The organism is Promicromonospora sp. NPDC052451 (genome assembly GCF_044547525.1).
In the GTDB taxonomy this organism is placed as follows: domain Bacteria; phylum Actinomycetota; class Actinomycetes; order Actinomycetales; family Cellulomonadaceae; genus Promicromonospora.
This window is the reverse complement of sequence record NZ_JBIUAP010000002.1, coordinates 491,045-512,406: the sequence shown is the minus strand read 5'-3', so window position 1 is coordinate 512,406 and position 21,362 is coordinate 491,045. Positions and strand designations below refer to the sequence as shown.

23 protein-coding genes and 1 pseudogene are annotated in these 21,362 nt (G+C 74.0%); 6 read left to right on the top strand and 18 right to left on the bottom strand.

What is annotated here, in order from left to right; genetic code table 11:
- Positions 1–25: 25 nt before the first annotated feature.
- Entirely contained in the window at positions 26–1,255 is a 1,230-nt protein-coding gene (locus ACIG47_RS05180) for an aminotransferase class V-fold PLP-dependent enzyme (RefSeq protein WP_397429901.1), read from the bottom strand.
- 148 nt (positions 1,256–1,403) lie between these two features.
- On the opposite strand from ACIG47_RS05180, the gene ACIG47_RS05175 reads away from it, so the two are divergent.
- Entirely contained in the window at positions 1,404–2,093 is a 690-nt protein-coding gene (locus ACIG47_RS05175; protein ID WP_397429900.1) for a FadR/GntR family transcriptional regulator, read from the top strand.
- 36 nt (positions 2,094–2,129) lie between these two features.
- Here the strand turns inward: ACIG47_RS05175 and ACIG47_RS05170 are convergent, their stop codons facing one another.
- Positions 2,130–2,648, bottom strand: coding sequence for a flavin reductase family protein (locus tag ACIG47_RS05170; RefSeq protein ID WP_397429899.1), 519 nt, complete (start codon positions 2,646–2,648; stop codon positions 2,130–2,132).
- 124 nt (positions 2,649–2,772) lie between these two features.
- Between ACIG47_RS05170 and ACIG47_RS05165 the strand changes: the two genes are divergently transcribed.
- Positions 2,773–3,384 carry a helix-turn-helix domain-containing protein gene (locus ACIG47_RS05165; RefSeq protein ID WP_397409685.1) on the top strand — a complete coding sequence of 204 codons (612 nt, stop codon included), beginning with the start codon at positions 2,773–2,775 and terminating at the stop codon, positions 3,382–3,384.
- Here ACIG47_RS05165 and ACIG47_RS05160 read toward each other — a convergent pair.
- The 8 genes and pseudogenes from ACIG47_RS05160 to ACIG47_RS05125 all read right to left on the bottom strand — a co-directional run bounded on the left by ACIG47_RS05160 (position 3,353) and on the right by ACIG47_RS05125 (position 13,032).
- Positions 3,353–4,909, bottom strand: a complete 1,557-nt coding sequence (locus ACIG47_RS05160; protein ID WP_397429898.1) for an amidohydrolase family protein — start codon at positions 4,907–4,909, stop codon at positions 3,353–3,355. The two genes, ACIG47_RS05165 and ACIG47_RS05160, sit on opposite strands and share 32 nt — an antisense overlap.
- Positions 4,906–5,721 (bottom strand): creatininase family protein, encoded by an 816-nt coding sequence (locus ACIG47_RS05155; RefSeq protein WP_397429897.1) that lies wholly within the window; start codon positions 5,719–5,721, stop codon positions 4,906–4,908. The genes ACIG47_RS05160 and ACIG47_RS05155 overlap by 4 nt, the downstream gene beginning before the upstream one ends.
- Positions 5,721–7,091 (bottom strand): FAD-binding oxidoreductase, encoded by a 1,371-nt coding sequence (locus ACIG47_RS05150; protein WP_397429896.1) that lies wholly within the window; start codon positions 7,089–7,091, stop codon positions 5,721–5,723. The genes ACIG47_RS05155 and ACIG47_RS05150 overlap by 1 nt, the downstream gene beginning before the upstream one ends.
- Before the next feature lie 2 nt (positions 7,092–7,093).
- Positions 7,094–8,284 (bottom strand): hypothetical protein, encoded by a 1,191-nt coding sequence (locus tag ACIG47_RS05145; protein WP_397429895.1) that lies wholly within the window; start codon positions 8,282–8,284, stop codon positions 7,094–7,096.
- 101 nt (positions 8,285–8,385) lie between these two features.
- The gene (locus ACIG47_RS05140; protein WP_397409674.1) at positions 8,386–9,261 is read right to left on the bottom strand and encodes an ABC transporter permease; all 876 of its coding nucleotides are present in this window, start codon (positions 9,259–9,261) and stop codon (positions 8,386–8,388) included.
- On the bottom strand, positions 9,258–9,989 hold the full coding sequence (locus ACIG47_RS05135; RefSeq protein WP_397429894.1) for an ABC transporter ATP-binding protein: 732 nt from the start codon (positions 9,987–9,989) through the stop codon (positions 9,258–9,260). Before ACIG47_RS05135 ends, ACIG47_RS05140 begins: the two co-directional genes overlap by 4 nt.
- A 283-nt stretch (positions 9,990–10,272) precedes the next feature.
- A pseudogene (locus tag ACIG47_RS05130) lies at positions 10,273–11,112 on the bottom strand (amidohydrolase family protein); the annotation flags it as partial.
- 582 nt (positions 11,113–11,694) lie between these two features.
- Complete coding sequence (locus tag ACIG47_RS05125; protein WP_397429893.1) at positions 11,695–13,032, bottom strand: MFS transporter; 1,338 nt, start codon at positions 13,030–13,032, stop codon at positions 11,695–11,697.
- Positions 13,033–13,162: 130 nt separating this feature from the next.
- On the opposite strand from ACIG47_RS05125, the gene ACIG47_RS05120 reads away from it, so the two are divergent.
- A complete protein-coding gene (locus ACIG47_RS05120; protein WP_397429892.1) occupies positions 13,163–13,330 on the top strand; it encodes a hypothetical protein in 168 nt (55 codons plus the stop codon).
- Positions 13,327–13,950: a cation transporter gene (locus ACIG47_RS05115; RefSeq protein ID WP_397429891.1), complete on the top strand. Its 624-nt coding sequence runs from the start codon at positions 13,327–13,329 to the stop codon at positions 13,948–13,950. The genes ACIG47_RS05120 and ACIG47_RS05115 overlap by 4 nt, the downstream gene beginning before the upstream one ends.
- 33 nt (positions 13,951–13,983) lie before the next feature.
- On the opposite strand, the gene ACIG47_RS05110 is transcribed toward ACIG47_RS05115, so the two are convergent.
- On the bottom strand, positions 13,984–14,745 hold the full coding sequence (locus ACIG47_RS05110; protein ID WP_397429890.1) for a DUF427 domain-containing protein: 762 nt from the start codon (positions 14,743–14,745) through the stop codon (positions 13,984–13,986).
- A gap of 230 nt (positions 14,746–14,975) precedes the next feature.
- Between ACIG47_RS05110 and ACIG47_RS05105 the strand changes: the two genes are divergently transcribed.
- Positions 14,976–15,404: an organic hydroperoxide resistance protein gene (locus ACIG47_RS05105; RefSeq protein WP_397409664.1), complete on the top strand. Its 429-nt coding sequence runs from the start codon at positions 14,976–14,978 to the stop codon at positions 15,402–15,404.
- 374 nt (positions 15,405–15,778) lie between these two features.
- On the opposite strand, the gene ACIG47_RS05100 is transcribed toward ACIG47_RS05105, so the two are convergent.
- On the bottom strand, positions 15,779–16,792 hold the full coding sequence (locus ACIG47_RS05100) for a helix-turn-helix transcriptional regulator (protein ID WP_397429889.1): 1,014 nt from the start codon (positions 16,790–16,792) through the stop codon (positions 15,779–15,781).
- A gap of 113 nt (positions 16,793–16,905) precedes the next feature.
- On the opposite strand from ACIG47_RS05100, the gene ACIG47_RS05095 reads away from it, so the two are divergent.
- Positions 16,906–17,361 (top strand): VOC family protein, encoded by a 456-nt coding sequence (locus ACIG47_RS05095; RefSeq protein ID WP_397429888.1) that lies wholly within the window; start codon positions 16,906–16,908, stop codon positions 17,359–17,361.
- A gap of 122 nt (positions 17,362–17,483) precedes the next feature.
- Here the strand turns inward: ACIG47_RS05095 and ACIG47_RS05090 are convergent, their stop codons facing one another.
- Genes ACIG47_RS05090 through ACIG47_RS05065 form a run of 6 tightly spaced genes read right to left on the bottom strand, consistent with a single transcriptional unit; the run spans position 17,484 to position 21,322 of the window.
- Entirely contained in the window at positions 17,484–17,954 is a 471-nt protein-coding gene (locus tag ACIG47_RS05090) for a VOC family protein (protein WP_397429887.1), read from the bottom strand.
- A gap of 52 nt (positions 17,955–18,006) precedes the next feature.
- Positions 18,007–18,468: a helix-turn-helix domain-containing protein gene (locus tag ACIG47_RS05085; protein ID WP_397429886.1), complete on the bottom strand. Its 462-nt coding sequence runs from the start codon at positions 18,466–18,468 to the stop codon at positions 18,007–18,009.
- A 41-nt stretch (positions 18,469–18,509) separates the two neighbouring features.
- The gene (locus ACIG47_RS05080) at positions 18,510–19,271 is read right to left on the bottom strand and encodes a MerR family transcriptional regulator (protein ID WP_397429885.1); all 762 of its coding nucleotides are present in this window, start codon (positions 19,269–19,271) and stop codon (positions 18,510–18,512) included.
- Positions 19,272–19,306: 35 nt separating this feature from the next.
- A complete protein-coding gene (locus ACIG47_RS05075) occupies positions 19,307–20,098 on the bottom strand; it encodes an ABC transporter permease (protein WP_397429884.1) in 792 nt (263 codons plus the stop codon).
- On the bottom strand, positions 20,095–20,895 hold the full coding sequence (locus ACIG47_RS05070) for an ABC transporter ATP-binding protein (RefSeq protein ID WP_397429883.1): 801 nt from the start codon (positions 20,893–20,895) through the stop codon (positions 20,095–20,097). Before ACIG47_RS05070 ends, ACIG47_RS05075 begins: the two co-directional genes overlap by 4 nt.
- A gap of 43 nt (positions 20,896–20,938) precedes the next feature.
- A complete protein-coding gene (locus ACIG47_RS05065) occupies positions 20,939–21,322 on the bottom strand; it encodes a YciI family protein (RefSeq protein WP_397429882.1) in 384 nt (127 codons plus the stop codon).
- Between the last annotated feature and the right edge of the window lie 40 nt (positions 21,323–21,362).

Sequence of the window (21,362 nt, the reverse complement as noted above, 5' to 3'; positions counted from 1 at the left end):
CTCCTTCTTCTCGGTCGGTGTGGTGTCACTGGCCCCGACGTTCGTCGGCGAACGCCAGGATCTGGGGTACGGCGCGCTCGACGAACGCCTCGAAGTCGCGCGGCTCGGTGTACAGGTGCGCCGAGAGGCGCAGGTAGCCCACGCCGCCGAAGCTCGTGAAGGCCGACTCGACGCCGGCCAGGTCGAGCAGGCGCAGGCGCAGCTCGTCGGCGTCCGTCCGGTCCCGTCCGAGACCGTCCGGGAGCCGGATCAGGCGCATCGCGGGCACGGGCATGCCGACGTCGGTGGCCACGGGTCCGTCGACATGGGGCTGGAGGGCCGCGCCGATGACGTCCACGCCGTGGTCGGCGAGCGCCGCCATGGTCTCGCGCGCCCGGGCCCAGCCGTGCTCCCGCTCGACGAACCGGACGGCGTGCGGGGAGGCGAGGTAGGCGGTCGCGTCCAGGGTGCCCTGGGAGTCGAACCGCTCAGGGTAGGGCTCCTCGGCACCCCAGGAGTCGATGAGCGGCCAGAGGTCGTCACGGTCGGCGGCCCGGGTGACGAGCAGCGCGGACCCGCGCGGCGCGCAGGGCCACTTGTGCAGGTTGCCGAACCACCAGTCGCCGCCCGCGGCGGCGGCCGCGTCGGGGACGAGGCCGGGCGCGTGCGCGCCGTCCACGAGCACGCGGGCGCCGCGTTCGTGGGCGACCTGCGTGATCCGGGCGGTCGGGAGCAGACGGGCGGTGGGCGAGGTGATCTGGTCGACGACGACGAGGCGCACCGTGCCGGTGAGCTCGGCCCGGAACCGCTCGACGACCTCGTCCTCCGTCGCCGCGAGCGGCACGGCGACCGTGCGGACGCGGGCACCGGTGCGCCGGGCGAGCCGGTGGGCGCCCATGGTGACGGCGCCGTAGCCGTGGTCGGTGACCAGGATCTCGTCGCCGGGCGCGAGCCGCAGGGAGTTGAGCACCACGGTCGCGGCCGCCGAGGCGTTGGGCACGAACGCCGTGTCCTCGGCGCGGGCACCCACGAACGGCGCGATCTCGTGGCGGGCGGCGGCGATGAGCTCGGGCGTCCGGGGGAACCAGGCGACAGGGCTGAGGTCGGCCTGCCGCCGCAGCTCCTCCTGGTGGCGCCCCACCTCAATGGGGACGGCGCCGTAGGAGCCGTGGTTGAGGTGCACGACGGTGTCGTCCAGCGGCCACGCGTCCCGGGCCGGCCGGCCGGACGCGAGCCGGACGGGCACCGGTGCGGTGGTGGTGTGCACCTGGTCCATCGACCCTCCCTCGGGTAGTTGTCGGACAACCATGGCAGGCCAGGCGGCACAAGGCCAGAGATTCCTGGCAAATGACACAGATCTGTAGGACAGGTTTTACGGGGGCGAAATGTCCGCGGCGGCAGGGAGAACCTGACATGCTGGAGGGATGCACGAGGTGAGCGCGGTCGAGACGGCACTGCACGGGGTCCGCACCCTGATCGCCGACGGCTCCCTCCAACCGGGCGACCGGCTGCCCAGCGAGGGCGAGCTGAGCGAGCGGCTCGGCGTCTCGCGCGGCTCGATCCGCGAGGCGATCCGCACGCTCTCGGCCCTGGGCGTGGTCGAGACGCGCCGCGGGGCCGGGACGTTCGTGGGCGAGCTGCGCGCCGCCGACATGATCCGGACGCTCACCCTCACGGTCGGCCTGCTGCCGCTGGAGTCGATCCTCGAGCTCTACGAGCTGCGCCGCGTGCTGGAGGCGCATGCCGTGGCCCTGTCGGCGGCGCGCTGCGACGACACCACGCTGACCCGGCTGGCGGACCTCCTCGACCGGCTGGAGGCGAGCGAGGACGTCGACGAGCAGTCGGCGCTCGACCACGAGTTCCACATGGGCATCGTGCGGCTGTGCGGCAACGAGTCGCTGGCGTCCCTGGTGTCGGTGCTCCGGTCCCGGTCGCGCGCCTACCCGGTGCTCACCCCGGACACCAAGCGGGTCTCCGACGCGGGCCACCGCGCGATCCTGCGCGCGCTGACGGCGCGCGACCCCGTCGCGGCGTCGGTGGCCGCGGCGGCGCACGTCACGCAGAGCGAGGTGTGGCTGCGCGAGCGCCGTCCGGCGCCGGACCCGGTGGACTGACCCCGGGCCGACCGGGGCGCACGGCCCCGGCGCGGGTCAGGCCCGGCTGTCCGCGGCGCCGACCTGGTGGAACGCACGGTCGAAGTGCACCAGGGCGCGTCCGCCGTCCCGGGCGGACGCGTGCACGGCGACGACCCGGCCGACGAGCAGCACGTGGTCACCCGCCTCGACCTCGGTCCAGGTCTCGCACTCCAGCACGTGCCGCGCGTCCTCGGTCAGCAGGGGGACGCCGGCCCGGCCCGCGCCCACGACCCGGCCGATGAACTTGTCCGGGGCCTTGGAGGCGAACGCGGCGGCGACGTCCTCGCGGTCGTGCGCCAGCACGTGCACCGCGAACCGCCGCGCCGCGCGCAGCGGCGCCAGGGTGCGGCTGGTCCGGCCCACCCCGACGGCGACCAGCGGCGGGTCGAGGCTCACGCTCATCACGGCGGTGGTCGTCAGGCCGGCGGGGACGCCGCCCGCCGTCGTCGTGACCACGCACACGCCGCTCGCCAGCCCGGCCATCGCGTCCCGGAAGCCGTCGGCGACGGACCCCCCGCGCGATGTTGATGACATCAACATACGTCCATCGTCGGTGCTCGATGTTTCGCGTGGATCACTCCGGCGGACGCGTTCTGTTACGTCTGCCGCCGGCCTCGGTAAACCCCCTCCGACCGGCGCAATCGCCTAGCATCAAGGCATGCATCAGGGCACGGACGCGCGCGCCGACCAGGAGACCGATCCGCTCGGCCGCTCGGTCGCCCGGCTGGGGCAGCGGATCCGCGCGCTCCGGCACTCGCAGCGTCTGACGCTCGTCCAGCTCGCCGAGGCCACCGGACTCTCGCACTCGTTCCTCAGCCAGGTGGAGCGGGGGCGGGCACGGCTGAGCATGTCGTCCCTGTTCCGCGTCGCGACGACGCTCGGCACCACCCAGCAGCTCCTGCTCGCCGAGGGCACGGCACCGCCCGCGGGCAGCACGCCGGTCGTGCGGCGCACCGACGAGGGGTCGGCGGCGTCGGCGGGCGGGGGCACGGTCCGTGCCCTCGCCCCCGCCGGGGACCGCCCGTTCGACCCCATGGAGTACACGGGCACGTCACGCGAACCGGGGCCGTACTGGGCCCACGACGAGGACGAGTTCGTCTACGTGGTCGAGGGCGAGGTGCTGCTCGACCTCGACGGCACGCTGGAGCAGGTGGGCCCCGGCGACTCGGCCTTCTACCGCGCCGGGACGCGTCACCGCTGGGCCAGCGCCGACGGCGGCGCCTACCGGCTGCTGGTGGTCAAGCAGCGACTCGCGCCAGACGCCGGCTGAGCCCGCGCGCCACCGCGCGCTCGTCGGCGGTCACCAGCCGGCCGTCCCGCACCACGACGCGCCCGCCCACGACGACGTGCCGCGGCCGACGGCCGGGCGCGGCCCAGAGCAGGCCCGCGACCGGGTCGGCCACGCCGGCGTCGGCCACGCCGGAGACGTCCCACACGCACAGGTCGCCGGCGGACCCCGGCGCGATCCGGCCGAGCTCGGGCCTGCCGAGCCCGTCCGCCGCGCCCGCCGTGGCGGCGTCCAGCACCTCGCGCGCCGCGAGCTGGCGGCCCACCAGCGCCGAGACCTGCATCGCCAGGCGGGCGTCCGCGAGCAGGTGGCCGGCGTCGTTCGAGCCGCCGCCGCTCGTGCCGAGGCCCACGGTGACCCCGGCCGCCAGCAGCCGTGCGACCGGCGCGACGCCCCAGCCCATCGGCACGTCGCACCCGGGGGCGTGCGTCACGGACGCCCCGGACGCCGCCACCCGGGCGATCTCCTCGTCGGTGACGTCGCACAGGTGCGCCACCGTCACGTCGGGCGCGAGCCAGCCCCACTCGTCCAGCAGGTCGAGCGGCCGCCGGCCGTACCGCTCCAGCGCGACCGCGACGTCGACCTGCTCGTTGGCCTGCGTACGCCGCCGCAGCCCGCGCTGCTGGGCCACCTCCGCGAGCAGCCGGAACGTCGCCTCGCCGTCGCTGTGCACGCCGGCCGGGCCGACGGCGACCTGCACGCGGCCGTCGGCGCGCACGCCGCCCGGCGCGTCACCCACCAGCGCGTCGGCGACGGCGTCCGCGCTCAGCGCCGCCGCCTCGGCGTCGTCGCCCGCGGTGCCCCGCACCAGGACGAGGCGCGCCCCGAGGTCGTCCGCCGCAGCGGCCGTCGCGCGCGCGAGGTCGGCGGTGGCGGCCGGGTCGAGCCCCGCCGGCCACGTGAGGTGGTGGTCGGCGACGGTCGTGACCCCGCTGAGCAGGGCCTCCGCCAGCCCGGCGCGGGCCGCCGCGCGCACGAGCCCCGCGTCGACCCCGGCGCGCCGGTAGGCGGCGGCCATCAGCGCGAGCCAGTCGCGCATGGGGACGCCGCGGGTGCCGGGCAGCGTCCGGAACGCCGTCTGGAGCAGGTGGTGGTGCGCGTTCACCAGCCCCGGCGTGACCACGCAGCCGGTCGCGTCGAGCACCTCGATGCCGGTGTCGGACGACGCGCCGGATGCCTGCGGGGCACCGGCACCGTCCGCACCGGTGCGGATCTCCAGCACCCGTCCGTCCGCGCCGATCACGACGTCACCCCCGGGCTCCTCCGCACCGGACCACGTCCCGTCGGCCGCGGCGCCGGGCCCGCCGGGCCAGGCACCCGACCCGTACGCGGGGGTGCCCGACCCGTCCGCCCGGGCACCCGGACCCGTGCGCACCGCGAGCGCCCCGCGCACGACCAGGCGCGGCACGGCACGGTCCGCGACCAGGCGCGGGGCGGCCCCGTCCGTGACCGGACGCGACACGGTCCCGCTCTCGTCCGGCGGCGACCCCGCACCGGCCTCGCTCACCCGCGGTCCCGGGCGCCGAGCGCGCTCGCGCCGTCGGCCGGCGTCGTGAACCGGGACGCCTCGACGAGCGTCCGCGCGAGCTGCGCGACCGCACGCTCGAACAGCTCCTTGCCGGCCTCGGCGGTGGCGGTGGTCGGGTCGCCCACGTGGCCGTCGGGGCCGAAGTCGCTCGACAGCCAGCCGAACGACGTGGGCCGGCCGAAGCCGATCTGCTCGTAGGCGAGCAGGTCCTCGGGCACGCGGCGTTCCGCGAGGTCCATGTGGACCAGTCCGGGGCGCAGGTGCAGCATGAGGGAGGTCTCGCCGTGGCCGCCGTGCACGCCGAGGCCGTGCTCGTCGCCGGAGGCCGGGACGCCGCCCTGGTCGCGCGGCATCGAGACGTGCGCGAAGAACGTGCGCAGCCCGAACCGGCGCCGCAGCTCCCGGTTGGCGACCTGGCCGAGCGCGGAGTTGCCGCCGTGCCCGTTGACGAACATCAGCCGCGTGATGCCCGACGCGGCGAGCGAGCGGCCGACGTCGACCAGGACGCGCATGAGCGTGTCCCACGAGAGCCAGACCGTGCCGGGGAACCCGGCGTGCTCGTCCGACTTCGTGTACGCGAGCGGCTCCAGCAGCACGACGGACGCCGCGCCGGAGGCGGCGACCGACTCGACGGCGGCCGACGCCGCCTCGATGGCCGTCACCAGGTCGGTCGAGACCGGCAGGTGGGGCCCGTGCTGCTCGATCGCCCCGAGCGGGAGCACCGCGACGGTGTCGGGGGGCAGGGCCTCGATCTGCCGCCAGGTGAGGTCGGCGAACCGCGGGGCGGCCATCAGCGCACCCCGATGTTGACGCGGGTGTCCACGGGCGGGGCGTCGACCAGCTTGCCGGGGTTGAGCAGACCCTTCGGGTCCATGGTGCGGGCGGTCTCGCGGGCGAGGTCGACGTTGCGGTCCACGTACCACTGGTGCGGCGAGTGCACGCCGAGACCCAGCGCCTCCAGGCGCTCGATCCCCGCGAGCGTGTGCTCCTCGGAGACGTAGTCCGCGACGACCATCGCCAGGGGCGCCCTGCCCATGAGCTCCAGGTGGAGGTGCACGTCGCCGTCGTAGACCGCGCGGACGTCGTCCGCGCGCTCCCAGTGGGCGAGGCCGCCGGTCTCCATGTGGAACCACGTGTGCTCGGGGTGCGCCTTCTGCAGGTAGTACACGGGGTGGTTGTAGGACATCGAGGAGAGCTTGTCGGTCTCCGCGTAGTCCGCGAGCGTGGCCACGACGTCGCCGCCGGCGGCGACCACGCGCGCCTCGATCTCCGCCACGGTCGACGCCTCGGCGATCACGCGCAGGCTGTGCCGTGCGGCGTCGAGCGGCACGGGCGCGGGCAGGCTCGGCACGAGGGCCGGCAGGTCCGCCGACGCCAGCCGGGGCAGCACGGGCAGGTCGAGCAGCGAGCGGTGCACGCTCGTCATCGACGCCCAGTCGTCGAAGGCGGCGTAGACGGCCACCCAGTCGCGGGCCGGGTCCGTGGCGATCTCCAGCTCCACGATCACGCCCGTCACGCCGTAGACGTGCACGTACGGCGTCACGTCCGGGCCCGACACCGTGAAGGTGGTCCCGCTGCCGTCCATGGGCGCCACCGTGACCGACAGCACGAAGCCGTCGGAGGTGGACCCGTGCTCGATCGTGCCGGTGCCGGCCGATCCCCCGCCGACGAACCCGCCGATGGTCGAGCCCTTGGTGGACGGGTAGATCCAGATGTCGCGGCCGGCCGCGCGCGCCGCGACGTCGATCGCGGTGATCTTCGCGCCCGCCCCTGCGGTCACCGTGCCCGAGTCGTTGACCCGGATGGTGTCCAGGCCGCGCAGATCCAGCACGAAGCCGCCGTCGAACGGCGTCGCCTGGCCGTAGTTGCCGGTGCCCGAGCCGCGGGGCGTCACCGGGACGTCGTGCTCGTAGGCGATCCGCAGCACCTCGGCGACCTCCGCCGCCGAGCGGGGGCGGACGACGGCGTCGGGCAGGTACCGCCCGGCCGGCACCTTCTCCTGGAGCACGGGTGACATGCGGGACCAGTCGGAGGACGTCTTGAGCAGCAGCTCGGGGTCGGTGGAGACGAGGTCGGGGCCGAGCCGGGTGGCGATCTCGTCCGCGGCGCGCGCCGCCCGCTCGGGGCCGGCCGGAGTGCCGGCGGGGGTGGTGGTCGTCATGGTCAGCTCCCCATCGAGATCGAGTCGTCGGTGAACTCGTTGGTGTACAGGGACTCCGGGTCGATGTCGGCGGAGTCGATCTGGCCGGCGTCGACGAGGATCGGGCCGAAGGTGTCCACGATCTCGGCCATGCGGTCGGGGTCGATGCGGCCGAACACGCCGGAGGCCGGGTCGTCGGTGACGAGGTCGAGGTCCTTCATCGTCTGCACCGAGTAGTCCGCCACCCCGAGCGAGTAGGTCCAGCCCGTCTGGTACTGGTCCACGAGGTCGACGATCAGCTCGTTCGTGGCCTCCGGGTCGTCGAGGTAGTCGAGCTGCGCCTGCTGCATGATCGGCACCAGCTTGGCGAGGCAGTCGGCGTTCTCCTCGACCTTGTCGGCGCGCACGGCGAGCGCCTCGGGGTAGACCGAGTAGCCGACGTCGGACAGGAGCTGGTACCCCACGGGCTTGCCCCACTGCGGGATCTCGTTCTCGTAGATGTAGGGCTCCGCCGTGGCGAACCCCTGCTGCAGGATCGCGGGGTCGGAGACGAACCGCTGGGGCGTGCCCTCGTAGCTGAGGTCGATCTGTGCGTCCTCGATGATGTCCTGCGAGGCCAGCAGACGCGGGAAGACGTCGCCCGCCGACACGAGCGGGTCGCCGCCCGCGGCCGCCTCCTCGATGGTGGTCGCGCCGTCGTGGCTGGCCGGGTCCCACATGACGATCTGCGGGCTCACGGTGAGCTGGGAGGCCACGGTGACGACGGGGTTGTCGGCCAGGGCGGTGATCTGGGCATCGGTGGTCACGGCGCCGAGCATGATCGAGTCGTCCAGGTACATGAGCGACGGCACGGGCTGGAAGTTGACGTTCGGTCCGCCGGGGCGCACCTCGACGTCCACCCCCGTGTCGACGCCCTGGGCGACGAGGGAGCCGGTGACCGACTTGGCCTCCGTGTCCACGGTGCTGTCAGGACCGACCAGGGAGTACATCGCGCCGTGCTCGGCCTCGGGCTGCCAGTCCTGCTGCAGCACGACGGTCTCGGGGCACACGCCGGACAGGTCGAGCGGCCCGTCGGCCTCGGCGGCGGGCACGTCGATCGGGGCCGCGCCGCCCGCCTGGTCGGCGGTGCCGGCGCCGCCGCACGCGGTCAGGACGAGGAGCGGGACGGCGGACAGCGCGACCAGGGCGAGGTGTCGGGGTCTGGCGAGGAACATGGGGACTCCTGGGTTGGGTGGGGCGTGGGGGCGCGGTGGGACCACCCGGTGCGTGGGGGACGCACCGGGCGGGGGTCGTGACGGACGGGCGCGGGTCGGTGTCAGGCCCCGCGTCCGTACCAGCGGCCGATGACGGCCCGGTCGAGGGCGGCGAACACGGAGAACACCACGACGCCGAACAGGGCGGTCAGGATGATGGCCATGAACAGGGCGTCCATGTTCAGCCGCAGCGTGTAGGTGCGCAGCAGACCGCCGATGCCGGGCGAGCCCTGCTGGAAGAAGAAGTCGCCGACGATCGCGCCGATCACGCTCAGGCCCGCCGCGTTGCGCAGGCCCGTGAAGATCGACGGCAGCGCCGCCGGGAACTGGAGCTTGAGGAGCCGCTGCGCACGGGTGGCGCGGTTCAGGGTGAACAGGTCGTGCGCGGCCGCCGAGGCGGACTGGAGCCCGAACAGGGTGTTCGCGATCATCGGGAACAGGGCGATGATCACGCACACCACGATGCGGGCGCTGAACCCGTAGCCCATCCAGATCCCGATGAGCGGCGTGAGGGCGAGGATGGGGATGGTCTGCAGGATCACCGCGTACGGGTAGAGCACCTTCTCGACCCAGCCCGCCTGCGCCATGACGACGGCGTACCCGATGCCGAGCACGACGGCGATCCCGAGCCCGGACAGCGCCACGCCGACGGTCTGCCACAGCGCGTCGAGCATGGGCACCATGACGTTCGGGTTGCCGAGCGTGGTGCCGAGCACCTGGTGCAGCGGGGGCAGCAGGAACCGGCGCTCGGGGCTGAGCACCAGGTAGGTCACGGCGTACCAGACGGCGACGATGCCCCCGACGGCGGCGAGCAGCGGTCCGACCCGGCTCCCGGCGGCGAGCAGCCGCCGCCGGGCCGACGACGTCCGGGCGACCGGGCGCGGTGCGGCCTCGTCCCGGGGGCGCGCGGTGCTCTCCTGCACCGTGGCGGCGCTCACGAGTGCTCCCCGAGGGCCGCGGAGACCTCACCGGTGAGCGCGGCGAAGCCGGCGTCGTACCGGAGCTCGGGCGGGCGGGGGTAGGACCAGGGCACGGGGATGTCGGCCACCACCCTGCCGGGTCGCCCGCTCATCACGACGACGCGCGTGGACAGGTAGACCGCCTCCGACACCGAGTGCGTGATGAACAGGCCGGCGAAGCTCTTGAGCTGGAAGAGGCTCTGCAGCTCGGTCTGCATGCGCAGCCGGGTGATCTCGTCGAGGGCGCCGAACGGCTCGTCGAACAGCGCGAGGTCCGGCTCGGCGACCAGCGCGCGGGCGATCGACACCCGCATCCGCATGCCACCGGAGAGCTGGCGCGGGTGCTGCTTCTCGAAGCCGGACAGCCCCACGAGGTCGAGGGCCTCCTGCGCGCGGCGCCGCCGGTCGGGCTTCGCGGCGCCGCGCAGCTCGCCGACCAGCTCGACGTTGCGCAGCGCGCTGCGCCACTCCAGGAGCGTCGGTTCCTGGAAGACGTAGGACGTCGAGGTGGCGTTCACCTCGATGCTGCCACCGGTCACGTGGTCCAGCCCGGAGGCCAGGCGCAGCAGGGTGGACTTGCCGCACCCGGACGGGCCGACGACGGAGACGAACTCGCCGGCCGTGACGGACAGGCTCACCCCCTCCAGCGCGACGGTGCCGGTGGGGAACGCCTTGGTCACGTCGTCGAGCACGAGCGTGCGCGTCATGGACTTCGGCCGTGGGGTCGTCGTGGTCACTGTGCTCACTGGTGTCCCTCACGAGCAGGTCGGGATCGGGGGTCTCGGTCGCGGCGGGCCGGTCCGCGGACCGGGTGGGCGCGGCGAGGGCGAGGGCGCGGTGGACGCGGGTGTCCGCCACCACGCGACCGCCCGTCAGGACGACGCGTGCGTGCTCCCCGCCGGCCAGCACGTCGCCGAGCGGTACGTCGGGCACGAGGACCAGATCGGCCCGGTCCCCCGCGGACAGGCCCGCCGGCGGCAGCCCGAGCACCGTGCGCGCCCCGGCCGTCACGGCGTCCAGCGCCTCGGCGGCCGTCAGGTGGCCCGCGGTCATGAGCAGCGACGTCGTCTCGAACGGGTCGCCCGTACCGGCCGGGTTGAACGGGTCGCGGAGGTTGTCGGCGCCTGCAGCCAGCGGCACGCCCGCGTCGAGCAGGGCCCGCACGGCGGTCAGCCCGCGCGGCGGGAGGTGCGTGGCGTCGCGGCCCTGGAGATAGAGGTTGGTGATCGGCAGCGTCACCACGCCGAGGCCGGCACGCGCCAGCAGGTCCACCACGGGGGCGAGCCGGTCGGGCGGCAGCGAGCCGAGCCGGACCACGTGGCTCGCCGTCACGCGCTGGGTCAGCCCGCGCGCGATCACCTGCCGGGCCAGCTCGACCACGTCGAGCGCGCCGTCGCCGGGCAGCGCCGTCTGCTCGTCGGCGTGCAGGTCCACCGGGAGCCCGGTGCGCTCGGCGAGGTCGAGCACGCGCGTGACCTCCGCCCGCGGATCGGGGGCCAGGTGCGGGCAGCCGCCCAGCACGTCCACGCCGCGCGCGGCGGCCTCGGCGAAGACGGCGTCCGGCGTGTGCGACCCGCCGAGCAGGCACACCTGGAGCGTCACGGACCCCGCGAGCTCCTCGCGCAGCCCGAGCAGCGCGTCCAGCATGCGCAACGGGTCACCCTCGGCGGGCGCGTCGACGTGGGTCCGGACGGTCGTGATGCCGCGCGCGGCGTACCGTTCGACGGCGGTCCGGGCGCGGCGCAGCACGTCGGCACCGTCGATGCCCGGCGCGAGCTCGCGCCAGCGGGCGACGGCCCCCACCAGGTCCTCCCCCGTACCCGGCGGCACGCGGTCGGCGGTGAGCGCCTTGTCGAGGTGGGCGTGCGGCTCGCACGCGGCGGGCAGCACCCGCCAGCCGGTGGCGTCGAGGCGGACGGCGCCGTCGTCCGCGGCGACGCCCGAAGTGGACCGGAAGGTGCCGGTCGGGCTGCCCGGGCGGGGCGGACCGGCTGGGCCGGTGCCGACGCCGACGCCGGTGCCGGTGCTGGTGCCGGTCGCCGATGTCGCGACGACCCGGCCGTCGGCGATCTCGACGTCGACGAGCGTGCCGGCCGGTGTCCGGACCCCGCGCAGCGCGGCGACGCGCGTTCCGGCGAGCCGCGTGGCGCCGTCGGGCAGGCCGACGGGAACGTGCCCGGGCTCGGTCTGGTGCTGCACACTGCCTCCCCTCCTGCGCTCACGGGAGCAGAATGTTGATCAGAGGAACATTCAGAACGCTAGGGGTGGCCTGTTTCGGCTGCGTGTCCGGTGCGGCGCGGGTGTGTGAACGTCGGCGCGCGGTGCGCCAGGCGGACGGCAGGGCGGTGGGAGCCGGCGGACGTGCTCGCCCGGGGCGGGCGGGCCTCGCGGGGAGGCCCGCCCGCGTCGAGGTCAGGCGTCGGCAGCGGCCGGCGCGGCCCGCAGCTCGTGCAGGCGCGAACCGTCGGTGCTGATGGTGGCGGTGGCCGTGGCGGCCGCACCGATCAGGCAGATCACCGCGCAGTACACGACGACGGGCCAGATCTGCCCGCCCACGAGGGCGACCAGTCCCGTGCAGACGAACGGGGCGAGGCCGCCGCCCAGCGTGTTGGAGATCTGGTACCCGATGTTCACACCGGTCGTGCGGGCCTCGGGGTCGAACATCTCGGCCAGCATCGTCTGCAGGGTGGCCTGCATCGCCACGCCGGGAATCACGAAGCCGACGATCATGCCCACCCAGATCAGCACCAGGTTGCTCGTGTCGAACAGCAGGAACGCCGGCCAGACCAGCAGGGCGAACCCGACGCAGCCCGCGATGTACACGGTCCGCCGTCCGACCCGGTCGGACAGCGCGCCGTACGCGGGCGCCACGAAGACCTGCAGGACGCCGACGATCATCGTCCCGGCGAACCCCTGCCAGGGCGGGATGTCGTTCTCGTTGACCAGGTAGGCGATACCGAACGTGAGCACCACGTACCCGGCGATGCTCTGCGGCAGGCCGATGAGCACGCCCATGATCGCGTTCCTGGGGTGCCGGAACACCTCGGCGACCGGGTTGGTGCGCACCCCGGCGTCCTCCTGGGCCTTCCTGGTCTCCTTGAACTCGTCGGACTCCTCGAGCCTGCTGCGCAGCACGATCGCGACGATGGCCAGCACGAGCCCGAGCACGAACGGGATGCGCCAGCCCCACGTCATGAACCAGGACTGCGGGCCGAGGCCGAGACCCGCCATGAGCCCGGCGGAGGCGACGTTCGCGATCCCCGCGCCGCTGATGAGGAACGCGCCGTACATGCCGCGCCGACCCACGGGGGCGTGCTCGACGACCATCGTCGCAGCGCCGCCCATCTCGCCGCCGACGAAGAAGCCCTGGCACATGCGGAAGAAGATCAGCAGCAGCGGCGCGGCGATGCCGATCGACGCCTCCGGCGGGATGAGCCCGATGCCCGCCGTGGCGATGCCCATGCCGACCACCGTGATCATCAGCGTCGCCTTGCGGCCGACCCGGTCACCGACGTGGCCGAAGACCAGGCCGCCGACCGGGCGCAGGAAGAACCCCACGGCGAACGTCGCGAACGACGAGAGCTGCGCGACGATCGGGTCCTCACCCGTGAAGAACACCGCGGGGAAGACCGCCGCCGACGCGAGACCGTAGAGGTAGTAGTCGTAGTACTCCATGAGCGTGCCGATGGCACCGCCCGCGATGGTGCGCTTCTGCGTGCCGCTGAGCGGCTGTGTCGCCGTACCCGCCACAGGAACCTCCAGGGGTCGTCGGGTGAAATGTGGTGCGAGTATGGCGACCGTCGGCCCCGGCGTCTACGGCGCGGACGGCACGAGCGACGTCAACGCCAGCCGGCAGGGACGTTCCGTATACGGTGTTCGCATGACCGACGGGAGGCTGCGCGCGCAGGCGATGAGCGACGAGCAGATCCAGGCCTGGGCCGACGAGGCCGAGGACGGTTACGAGGTGCCCAGGCTGGGCCGCCAAGACGGACCGCCCGCAGGCGACGGGTCGGGAGAGGCCGCGCCGGCACCCCGCGAACGGCAGTGACCAGCACCCCCGACCCCCGCGCCGTCGGCCTGCGCCGGACGGTCCTGGTCGTCGCCCTCCTGAACCTCGCCTACTTCTTCGTCGAGTTCTCCGTCGCGCTGTCCATCGGCTCGGTCTCCCTCCTCGCCGACAGTGTCGACTTCCTGGAGGACACGGCCATCAACCTGCTCGTGCTCGTGGCGCTGAGCTGGCCGCTGGCCCGGCGCGCTCTCATGGGCAAGGCCATGGCCCTGGTCATCCTCGGTCCGGCCGCGGTGGCGGCCTGGGAGGCGGTGCAGCGGTTCGCCGCGCCGACGCCGCCCGACGTCGTGCCGCTCGTGGTGGCATCCCTCGGCGCGATCGTCGTGAACGGCACCAGCGCCTGGCTGCTGGCGCGGGCGCACCACCACGGCGGGGCGCTCGGTCGCGCGGCGTTCCTGTCCGCCCGGAACGACGTGCTGGTGAACGTCGCGATCATCGCCATGGGGCTGGTCACCGCGTGGACGGCGTCCGGGTGGCCCGACCTCGTGCTGGGCTGCGTGATCATCCTGCTCGCCCTGCACGCCTCCCACGAGGTGTGGGAGGTCAGCGAGGAGGAGCGCCTGGCGGCGAAGGCGCTCGACGGCGAGGACCTGGGCTGACGCCCCCGGCCGGGGGCATGGCGCGACTGCGGGCTACGGCTGCCCGATCCGCTCCCCGTCGACGTAGACCTCGACGTCCGCGCTCTTCTCCGGCCAGAAGCAGACCAGACCCGTGACGCCCGCCGCCTCGCGCAGCGGTGTCTCGTACCCCCAGACCACGTCGGGCACCCGGACCCCGCCCACGGTCAGGGCCCGGAACCGCGCCGTCCCCTTGTACGGGCAGTAGCTCACGGCGTCGGTCGGGCTCAGGAGGTCCATCCGCACGTCGACGCGCGGCAGGTAGTAGCGGGGCGCCAGACCGGTCTCGGTCAGGACGACGGGCCGGTGCGAGTCGGCGACCACCTCGCCCCGCACCACCACCCGCACGTGCCGGCTGGAGTGCAGCGTGTCGACCCGGACGTACGGGCTGCGGGCATGGAAGTGGATCACCTCGTCCTCCTCGAGCCAGGTGTCCATGGCAGACCAGGTCAGCGTGTACGACCCGCGCATGCCCTCGACCGGCGCCTCGGGGTACCGCTGGGCGGCGCCCGCGAGCACACGGTCCCCGAGCACCACGTCGAACAGCTCGCTGCGCCCCAGCACCCGCGAGGGCTTGCCCGGTCCGGCCGGACGCAGCCGGGCCCTGACGTGGCCCGGCGAGAAGAAGTACCGCGGGGCGTACGAGTACTCCCACACCAGCAGTGGCACGGCGGCGTCGGCGACCACCTCGCCGGCGCTCAGGGCGCGGACCCGGGTCAGGCCGCGCTGGACCGTCCCGGGTTCGATGGCGAACGGGTTCTGCACGATGTCGGGCACGGGTCACCTCTCGTCGTCGGCCACGCCGCGCCGCGCCGCGCCGGGGCACGGCGACCGGCGCCTCACGCAGAGCCCAACTCAGCGCGCAACCTGGATATTTCACCCCGGCGGACTTGTGTGTGCGCAGATTCCGACCTACGGTAGACGTACTAGTTCGTCTACATGCGGACGCGGGCGGCCCGGTCCCACCGGGCCGGACTACCGCACCATCCATGACAAGGAGCAGGAACATGGCTGACAGCATCTACACCGCCGTCGCGACCTCCACCGGCGACGGCCGCGCCGGAGGCCGTGCGGCGTCCGACGACGGCGTGCTCGACCTCACCCTCGCCGTCCCCACGGCCATGGGCGGACCGGGCGGGGGCACCAACCCCGAGCAGCTCTTCGCCGCCGGCTGGGCATCCTGCTTCCACAGCGCCCTCAAGGGTGTCGCCGCCGCGCAGAAGATCACGTTCAGCGACTCCGCCGTGATCGCCGAGGTGGGCATCCAGCCGACCGAGGACGGCGCGTACGGGCTGAGCGCCGCCCTGCACGTGGAGCTCGCCGGCGTGGACCAGGCCACGGCCGACAGCCTGGTCGAGGCCGCGCACAAGGTGTGCCCCTACTCGAACGCCACCCGCGGCAACATCCCCGTGACGATCGACGCCACGGTCGCCTGACCCCTCGCCCCGGCGCGGTGGCTCGGGCCGCTGCTCGCACACCCCCAGGCACTGCTGTCCTGAGCGAGCCGGCTTCGGTCACTTGAACCGCGGCAGACCACGTTGTCGGTCCCTTGCCGCGAGATCGGTCAATTAAAGTACCGATCTCGCGGCAAGGGACCGACGTCGCGTGGAGGGTCGGAGCAAGGGACCGACGTCGCGCGCAAGGTCGGAGCAAGGGACCGACGTCGCGCGCAAGGTCCAAGCAAGGGACCGACGTCGCGCGCAAGGTCGGAGCAAGCGACCGACGCCACGTGCAGGGCCCAAGCAAGCGACCGACCGACACCGCGCGCAAGGTCCAAGCAAGCGACCGACCCCGCATACCAGGACGCCCGTCAGCCCACCGGCGAGCTCGCGCCGGGCCGTTGCACCCCCGCCGCGCGGGCCGCGCGACGCGACAGGTCGGCGAACGCATGCCGCAGCTCGGCCGGGCCCACCACCTCGATCTCGGCGTCGAACCGGGCCAGCGTCGCCGCCAGTGCGGCCCAGGTCCACGACCCGGCCACCAGCCTGGTCCGGTCGGGGCCGAGCGGCTCGACCACGCCGTCGGCGACGAACGGCGCCACCCGTTCCGCCGGCAACGCCAGGATCACCTCGCCCTGGCAGGGCCACCGGTCCGCCCCCTCGGAACCCTTGAAGCGCGCCGAGAGGAAGGCCGTCACGTCCCCGCCCGGCACCGGCCGGGGCGTGAACCGGGGGCCGTTCGGCACGCGGAGGGTCATCCGGTCGACGCGGAGGACGCGCCAGTCCTCGTGCTCCGCCGACCACCCCACGAGATACCAGTGCCCGTGCCGCACGACGAGGTGGTGCGGCTGCACGCGGCGGGCCGGACGGGCCTCGTCGTCCGCGCGTCCGGGCGAGCGGTAGTCGAACCGCAGCTCCTCGGCGGACCGGACGGCGGCGCTCAGCGCCAGCAGCACGTCGGCGCCGACGTGGGCGTTCCCGGCGGGGTCCACCGCCGTGACGTCGAGCGCGTCGACCCGCTGCCGCAGCCGGGAGGGCAGTACCTGCCGCACCGTCGCGAGGGCACGCGCCGCGGCCTCCTCGATCCCGGCACCGGTCACCACCGCGGAGCGCAGGGCGACGGCGAGCGCCACGGCCTGCTCGTCGTCGAACAGGAGGGGCGGCAGCTCGCTGCCCGCCTCCAGCCGGTAGCCACCCTCAGGTCCGCGGACCGCCTGGACCGGGTAACCCAGCTCACGCAGGCGGTCGACGTCGCGCCGCACGGTGCGTTCACTGACGCCCAGCCGTTCCGCGAGCCGCTCCCCCGGCCAGTCGCGGCGCGCCTGCAGCAGCGACAGCAGGGCCAGGAGGCGGGACGACGTGGTGGTCGAGGATGCGATCGGCACGAGATCCAGACTGGCACGAGTACCGGACGTTCCCTGTCCGGAACCGGTGACAGATTGAGGAGCACCGCCGGGGATCCCCGGCGACCGATCCCCTCTGTGAAGGACCGAGCACCATGTCGATCAGCACTGTCACCCACCTGAACTTCCACGGCCAGGCCCGCGCGGCCCTCGAGTTCTACCACTCGGTGTTCGGCGGGCAGATCACCGTCACCACCTACGGCGACTTCGGGATGCCGGCCGAGCTGCCGGGCGCCGCCAACGTGGTGTTCGGCCAGGTCGTGGCCGACAGCGGCTTCCGGGTCATGGCCTACGACGTGCCCGGCGAGGACGGGCCGGTCGCGGCCGGCACCACGCGCCGGGAGAACGGCACCACGCTCACCGAGGACCCGTTCTTCGTGTCGGTGCGGGGCGAGACCGCGGAGGAGGTCGGCGCCCTCTGGGAGCGGCTGGCCGACGGCGCCACCGTCGTCGAGCCGTACGGGCCGTCGCCGTGGGCGCCGGCCTTCGGCATGCTGACGGACCGGTTCGGCGTCACCTGGATCCTCGACGTGGCGACCGAGGGAGCCTGAGGCCGGACCTGATGGTCCCGGCCGCGAACGCGCCGACGCCCGGCGAGCACACGGCTCGCCGGGCGGGAGCGCCTGCCCGGGACCCTGGTCCACACGGCCGCGTGGCCGCCCCGGCGCGCGGCTCAGGCGTGCGGTGCGTCGCCGCCCCAGCGCGCGATGTCCTCCTCCGTCACGGTGACGGGACCTCGTGCGGGCTGGGTCATGCGGATGTGGTTGCCGAACGGGTCCCGGAACGCCGCGTCGACGCCGTAGGGCTGCTGGGTCGGCAGCTCCGTGAACTCGACGCCGAGGGCGCTGAGCCGCTCGTACTCCGCCTGGCAGTCGTCGGTGTTGAGGATGCAGGCCACGCCGAGCGCGCCCTTCGTGAGCAGGTCGCGCACCTGCGCGGCCGACTCCTCGCTCAGCGCGGGCGGCGCGGGAACCTCCAGCAGCAGGTGCCGGTCGGGGTCGGCGGGCAGCGCGACGGTGAGCCAGCGCATGAAACCCATGTCGACGTCGGCGCTCACCTCGAAACCGAGCTTGCCGACGTAGAAGTCGAGGGCCTCCTGCTGGTCGAGGACGCGGACGGCGGTGATGGCGATGGATGTGAGCATGCCGCCAATCTAGGGTCGGCCCCGCCGCGGCCGCTTCTCCGAAATCGCTCGATCAGCGCGCGCCGGCAGGCCGGGTCCACGCCCGCGTGAAGCATCCGGGCGCGAGCAGCGGCGCCGCGGTCCGCCGGTAGGTGGTCGGGGACGCACCGACGATGTCGTGGAACGTGCGGCTGAACGTGCCGAGGCTCTGGAACCCGACGGCGACCGACACCTCGGTCACGGGCGTCGCGGTGTCCCGCAGCAGCGCCATCGCCCGCTCGATCCGGCGCCGCTGGAGATACCGGTGCGGTGTCTCGCCGAACGCCGCCTTGAACGCGCGGATGAAGTGCGACGGCGACACGTGGGCGACGGCGGCGAGCGCCGCGACGTCGAGCGGCTCCGCGAAGGAACGGTCGATGGCGTCACGCGCGCGCAGCAGGCGCCGGTTGTCGGCCTCGCGCGCGGCGGTCGCGCGGCCCCGCGCCAGGCGGGCGGGCGGCGCGCCGGACGGCGTCGTGCGCGTCGTGATGGCCATGGCACCAGGGTAGGGCCGGCTCCGCCTCCGGCAGGATGCGCTCAGCTCACCCGTTCCTGCCGGGTCCAGCCGGACCACCCGCGCTCCGCGAGCAGCGCCTCCAGACGACGGCCCCCGGGCACGGAGTCGAGCGCGATCGAGTCGAAGAGCTCGACGAGCCCCTGCTCCATCCCGCGCGCGGACTCGTCCGCCCAGTCCGCGTGCCGGTCGAGCAGGGCCGCCACCTTGTCCGCCACACCGGGCAGCCGGGGGTCGTCGGGCGCCCAGTCGACCCCTTCCCCGATCGCCCGGAGCACGGCGACGAACTCCTCGTCGTCGAGCAGCCGGCTCTTGGCCGCCATCGCCTGCGCCACCTGCTCGGGGGTCAGGACGGCCAGCGAGAGGATCCAGCTGTCCCGCTCGATCTCGACGACCCGCTCGGGGATACCGAGCTCACGCCACCGGTCGAGGTAGGCGGCACCCTCCGGCGGAAGGGCCAGGCTGTCCCCCGCCGCGAGCCGGGCGATCCGGTCCCGGTGCCGTTCCCGTTCCTCGATCTCCGCGCGGAGCCGCGTGTCGATCTCGGCGACGGCTGCCGCGAGCTCGGCCTCGTCGGCCCGCAGCAGCTCCTGCACCCGCGCCAACGGCACCCCGGCGTCCGCGAGGATCTTGATCCGGATCAGGTCGACGGCGGCCTGCGCACCGTAGCGCCGATATCCCGAGTGGTCGCGGGCGGGCTCGGGGAGCAGACCCTTGGCGTGATAGTGCCGCACTGCGCGCGTCGTCACCCCGGCGTACGACGCGAGCTGGCTGATCGTCAGCATGTGCCCAGTCTCCTCTCCCGAGCCTGCCGCCCGGACTACCGAACCGGCACGACGGCGAACTGCCGCCGCGCCCAGAGGTATCCGCCCAGCCCGATCACCACGCACCAGCCGACGGCGAGCCAGCCGTCCGCCCCGGCCGGGGTGCCGGTGACCAGTGCCCGGAGCGTCTCGATGACGGGCGTGAACGGCTGATGCTCGGCGAACTGGCGCAGCCCCGCGGGCATCTGGTCCGTGGGGACGAACCCGCTGCTGACGATCGGCAGCACCATCAGCACCAGCGGGGTGTTGCTCGCCGTCTCGACGCTTCCCGCGGCCAGCCCCATCGCGACGGTCAGCCACGTGAACGAGAACGCCAGGAGCAGCACGAGCCCGGCGGCAGCGAGCCAGTCGGCCGGCCCGGCGTCCGGCCGGAACCCGAGCAGCAGCGCGAACCCGACCATCACCGAGAGCGCGAGCAGCGTGCGGACCACCGCGCCCAGGACGTGTCCGGCGAGCACCGACGTCCGGGCGATGTCCATGGTCCGGAACCGGTCGAACATCCCTCCGGTCCGGTCGATCGCGACGGCGACGGCGGTGCCGTTCGCCACGCTGGACACCGTCATGACCCAGATGCCGGGCACCAGGTAGGCCAGGTAGTCGGCGCGCGTGCCGCCGCCGTCGACCGGGAGGCCGGCACCGAGGGTGCCGCCGAACACGTAGACGAACAGCAGCAGGAACACGACCGGGATCGCGACCAGCATGAGGGCCAGCGACGGGTACCGGCTCAGGTGCCGCAGGTTGCGGCGCAGCATGGTCAGCGAGTCGCGGACGACGTACGTGGCGCTCATCGTGCGGTCACCCCCTGGACGCCGGCCTCGTCGCCCGTCGGGGCGTGCCCGGTCAACGCGAGGAAGACGTCGTCGAGGTTCGTGCTCTCGCCGGGGACCTGCGCCTTGAGCTCGGCCGGCGTCCCCTCGGCGACGAGCCGCCCGCCGTCCAGGACGCCGACGCGGTCGGCCAGCGCGTCCGCCTCGTCCAGGTACTGGGTGGTCAGGAGCACGGTGACGCCGTCGGCCACCTGGTCCCGGACCACCTGCCAGACCTCCCGGCGGCTGCGCGGGTCGAGCCCGGTGGTGGGCTCGTCCAGGAAGATGAGCCGCGGCCGGGTGATCAGGGTCATCGCCAGGTCCAGCCGGCGCTTCATGCCGCCGGACCAGGTCAGGGCGCGGCGGTCGGCGGCGTCCACCAGGTCGAACCGGTCGAGCAGCGCCGCGACGTCGCGTGCGGCGTCGACCCGGCCGAGGTGGGCGAGGTCGGCCATGAGCCGCAGGTTCTCCCGGCCGGTGAGGAACGGGTCGATCGCGGAGAACTGGCCGGTGACGCCGATCCGTGCCCGGACGAGCGCGGCCGACCGCCGGACGTCGTGGCCGCCGACCCGCACCACGCCAGCGTCGGCGGTCAGGAGCGTGGACAGGATGTTGACCATCGTCGTCTTGCCGGCGCCGTTCGGCCCCAGGAGCGCGTACACGGAGCCGGCGGCGACGACGAGGTCCACGCCGTCGAGCACACGGTGGTCGCCGAACGACTTGCGGAGCCCGGCGACCTCGATCGCGGGGGTCCCGGTGGTGCTGTCTGCTGTGGTCATGACCGCAGCGTGCAGGGTTGCCGCAGGGGCAAGGTCAAGCGGGTCAGTCGTCCGGCATCGAGCGGCGGGTGCCGACCGGGCCCGCCGCGCCTGGGAAGGCGAGGGAGCCCGCCGCGACCCACCACTCCATGACGTCGTACGCGAGGCGCCCGGCGACGACGGACGGGTCGCCGTCCGACAGGCGCGCCGCCTCGGCAGGGTCGCAGGCGAAGACGGACATGCCGCGGTAGGCCGGGTCGCTCTGCTCGCCGAACGGACCGTTCGCGACGATCAGGCCGCGGCGGGCCAGGTCGGCACGGTAGGCGAGGTGGCGAGCCTGGAGGGCGTCGAGCTCGTCGTCGGGCAGCTCGGGCGCGCGGTCCGGACGGCGCAGCACGACGACGGTGAGGACGTCGAACGCCTCCGGGATGTCAGGGTTACGCGCCACCGTGTCAGGCTACGACCACCATCGCCGACGCGCGGCACAG

Excerpts from the sequence above, each read along its gene's own strand:
- ACIG47_RS05150 (WP_397429896.1), bottom strand. The coding sequence starts at position 7,091 with ATGACGACCACCACCCCCGCCGGCACTCCGGCCGGCCCCGAGCGGGCG.
- ACIG47_RS05070 (WP_397429883.1), bottom strand. The coding sequence starts at position 20,895 with ATGACCACAGCAGACAGCACCACCGGGACCCCCGCGATCGAGGTCGCC.
- ACIG47_RS05095 (WP_397429888.1), top strand. The coding sequence starts at position 16,906 with ATGTCGATCAGCACTGTCACCCACCTGAACTTCCACGGCCAGGCCCGC.
- ACIG47_RS05075 (WP_397429884.1), bottom strand. The coding sequence starts at position 20,098 with ATGAGCGCCACGTACGTCGTCCGCGACTCGCTGACCATGCTGCGCCGC.
- ACIG47_RS05080 (WP_397429885.1), bottom strand. The coding sequence starts at position 19,271 with ATGCTGACGATCAGCCAGCTCGCGTCGTACGCCGGGGTGACGACGCGC.
- ACIG47_RS05135 (WP_397429894.1), bottom strand. The coding sequence starts at position 9,989 with ATGACGCGCACGCTCGTGCTCGACGACGTGACCAAGGCGTTCCCCACC.
- ACIG47_RS05170 (WP_397429899.1), bottom strand. The coding sequence starts at position 2,648 with ATGTCATCAACATCGCGCGGGGGGTCCGTCGCCGACGGCTTCCGGGAC.
- ACIG47_RS05165 (WP_397409685.1), top strand. The coding sequence starts at position 2,773 with ATGCATCAGGGCACGGACGCGCGCGCCGACCAGGAGACCGATCCGCTC.
- ACIG47_RS05090 (WP_397429887.1), bottom strand. The coding sequence starts at position 17,954 with ATGCTCACATCCATCGCCATCACCGCCGTCCGCGTCCTCGACCAGCAG.
- ACIG47_RS05145 (WP_397429895.1), bottom strand. The coding sequence starts at position 8,284 with ATGTTCCTCGCCAGACCCCGACACCTCGCCCTGGTCGCGCTGTCCGCC.
- ACIG47_RS05155 (WP_397429897.1), bottom strand. The coding sequence starts at position 5,721 with ATGGCCGCCCCGCGGTTCGCCGACCTCACCTGGCGGCAGATCGAGGCC.
- ACIG47_RS05175 (WP_397429900.1), top strand. The coding sequence starts at position 1,404 with ATGCACGAGGTGAGCGCGGTCGAGACGGCACTGCACGGGGTCCGCACC.
- ACIG47_RS05105 (WP_397409664.1), top strand. The coding sequence starts at position 14,976 with ATGGCTGACAGCATCTACACCGCCGTCGCGACCTCCACCGGCGACGGC.
- ACIG47_RS05180 (WP_397429901.1), bottom strand. The coding sequence starts at position 1,255 with ATGGACCAGGTGCACACCACCACCGCACCGGTGCCCGTCCGGCTCGCG.
- ACIG47_RS05120 (WP_397429892.1), top strand. The coding sequence starts at position 13,163 with ATGACCGACGGGAGGCTGCGCGCGCAGGCGATGAGCGACGAGCAGATC.
- ACIG47_RS05085 (WP_397429886.1), bottom strand. The coding sequence starts at position 18,468 with ATGGCCATCACGACGCGCACGACGCCGTCCGGCGCGCCGCCCGCCCGC.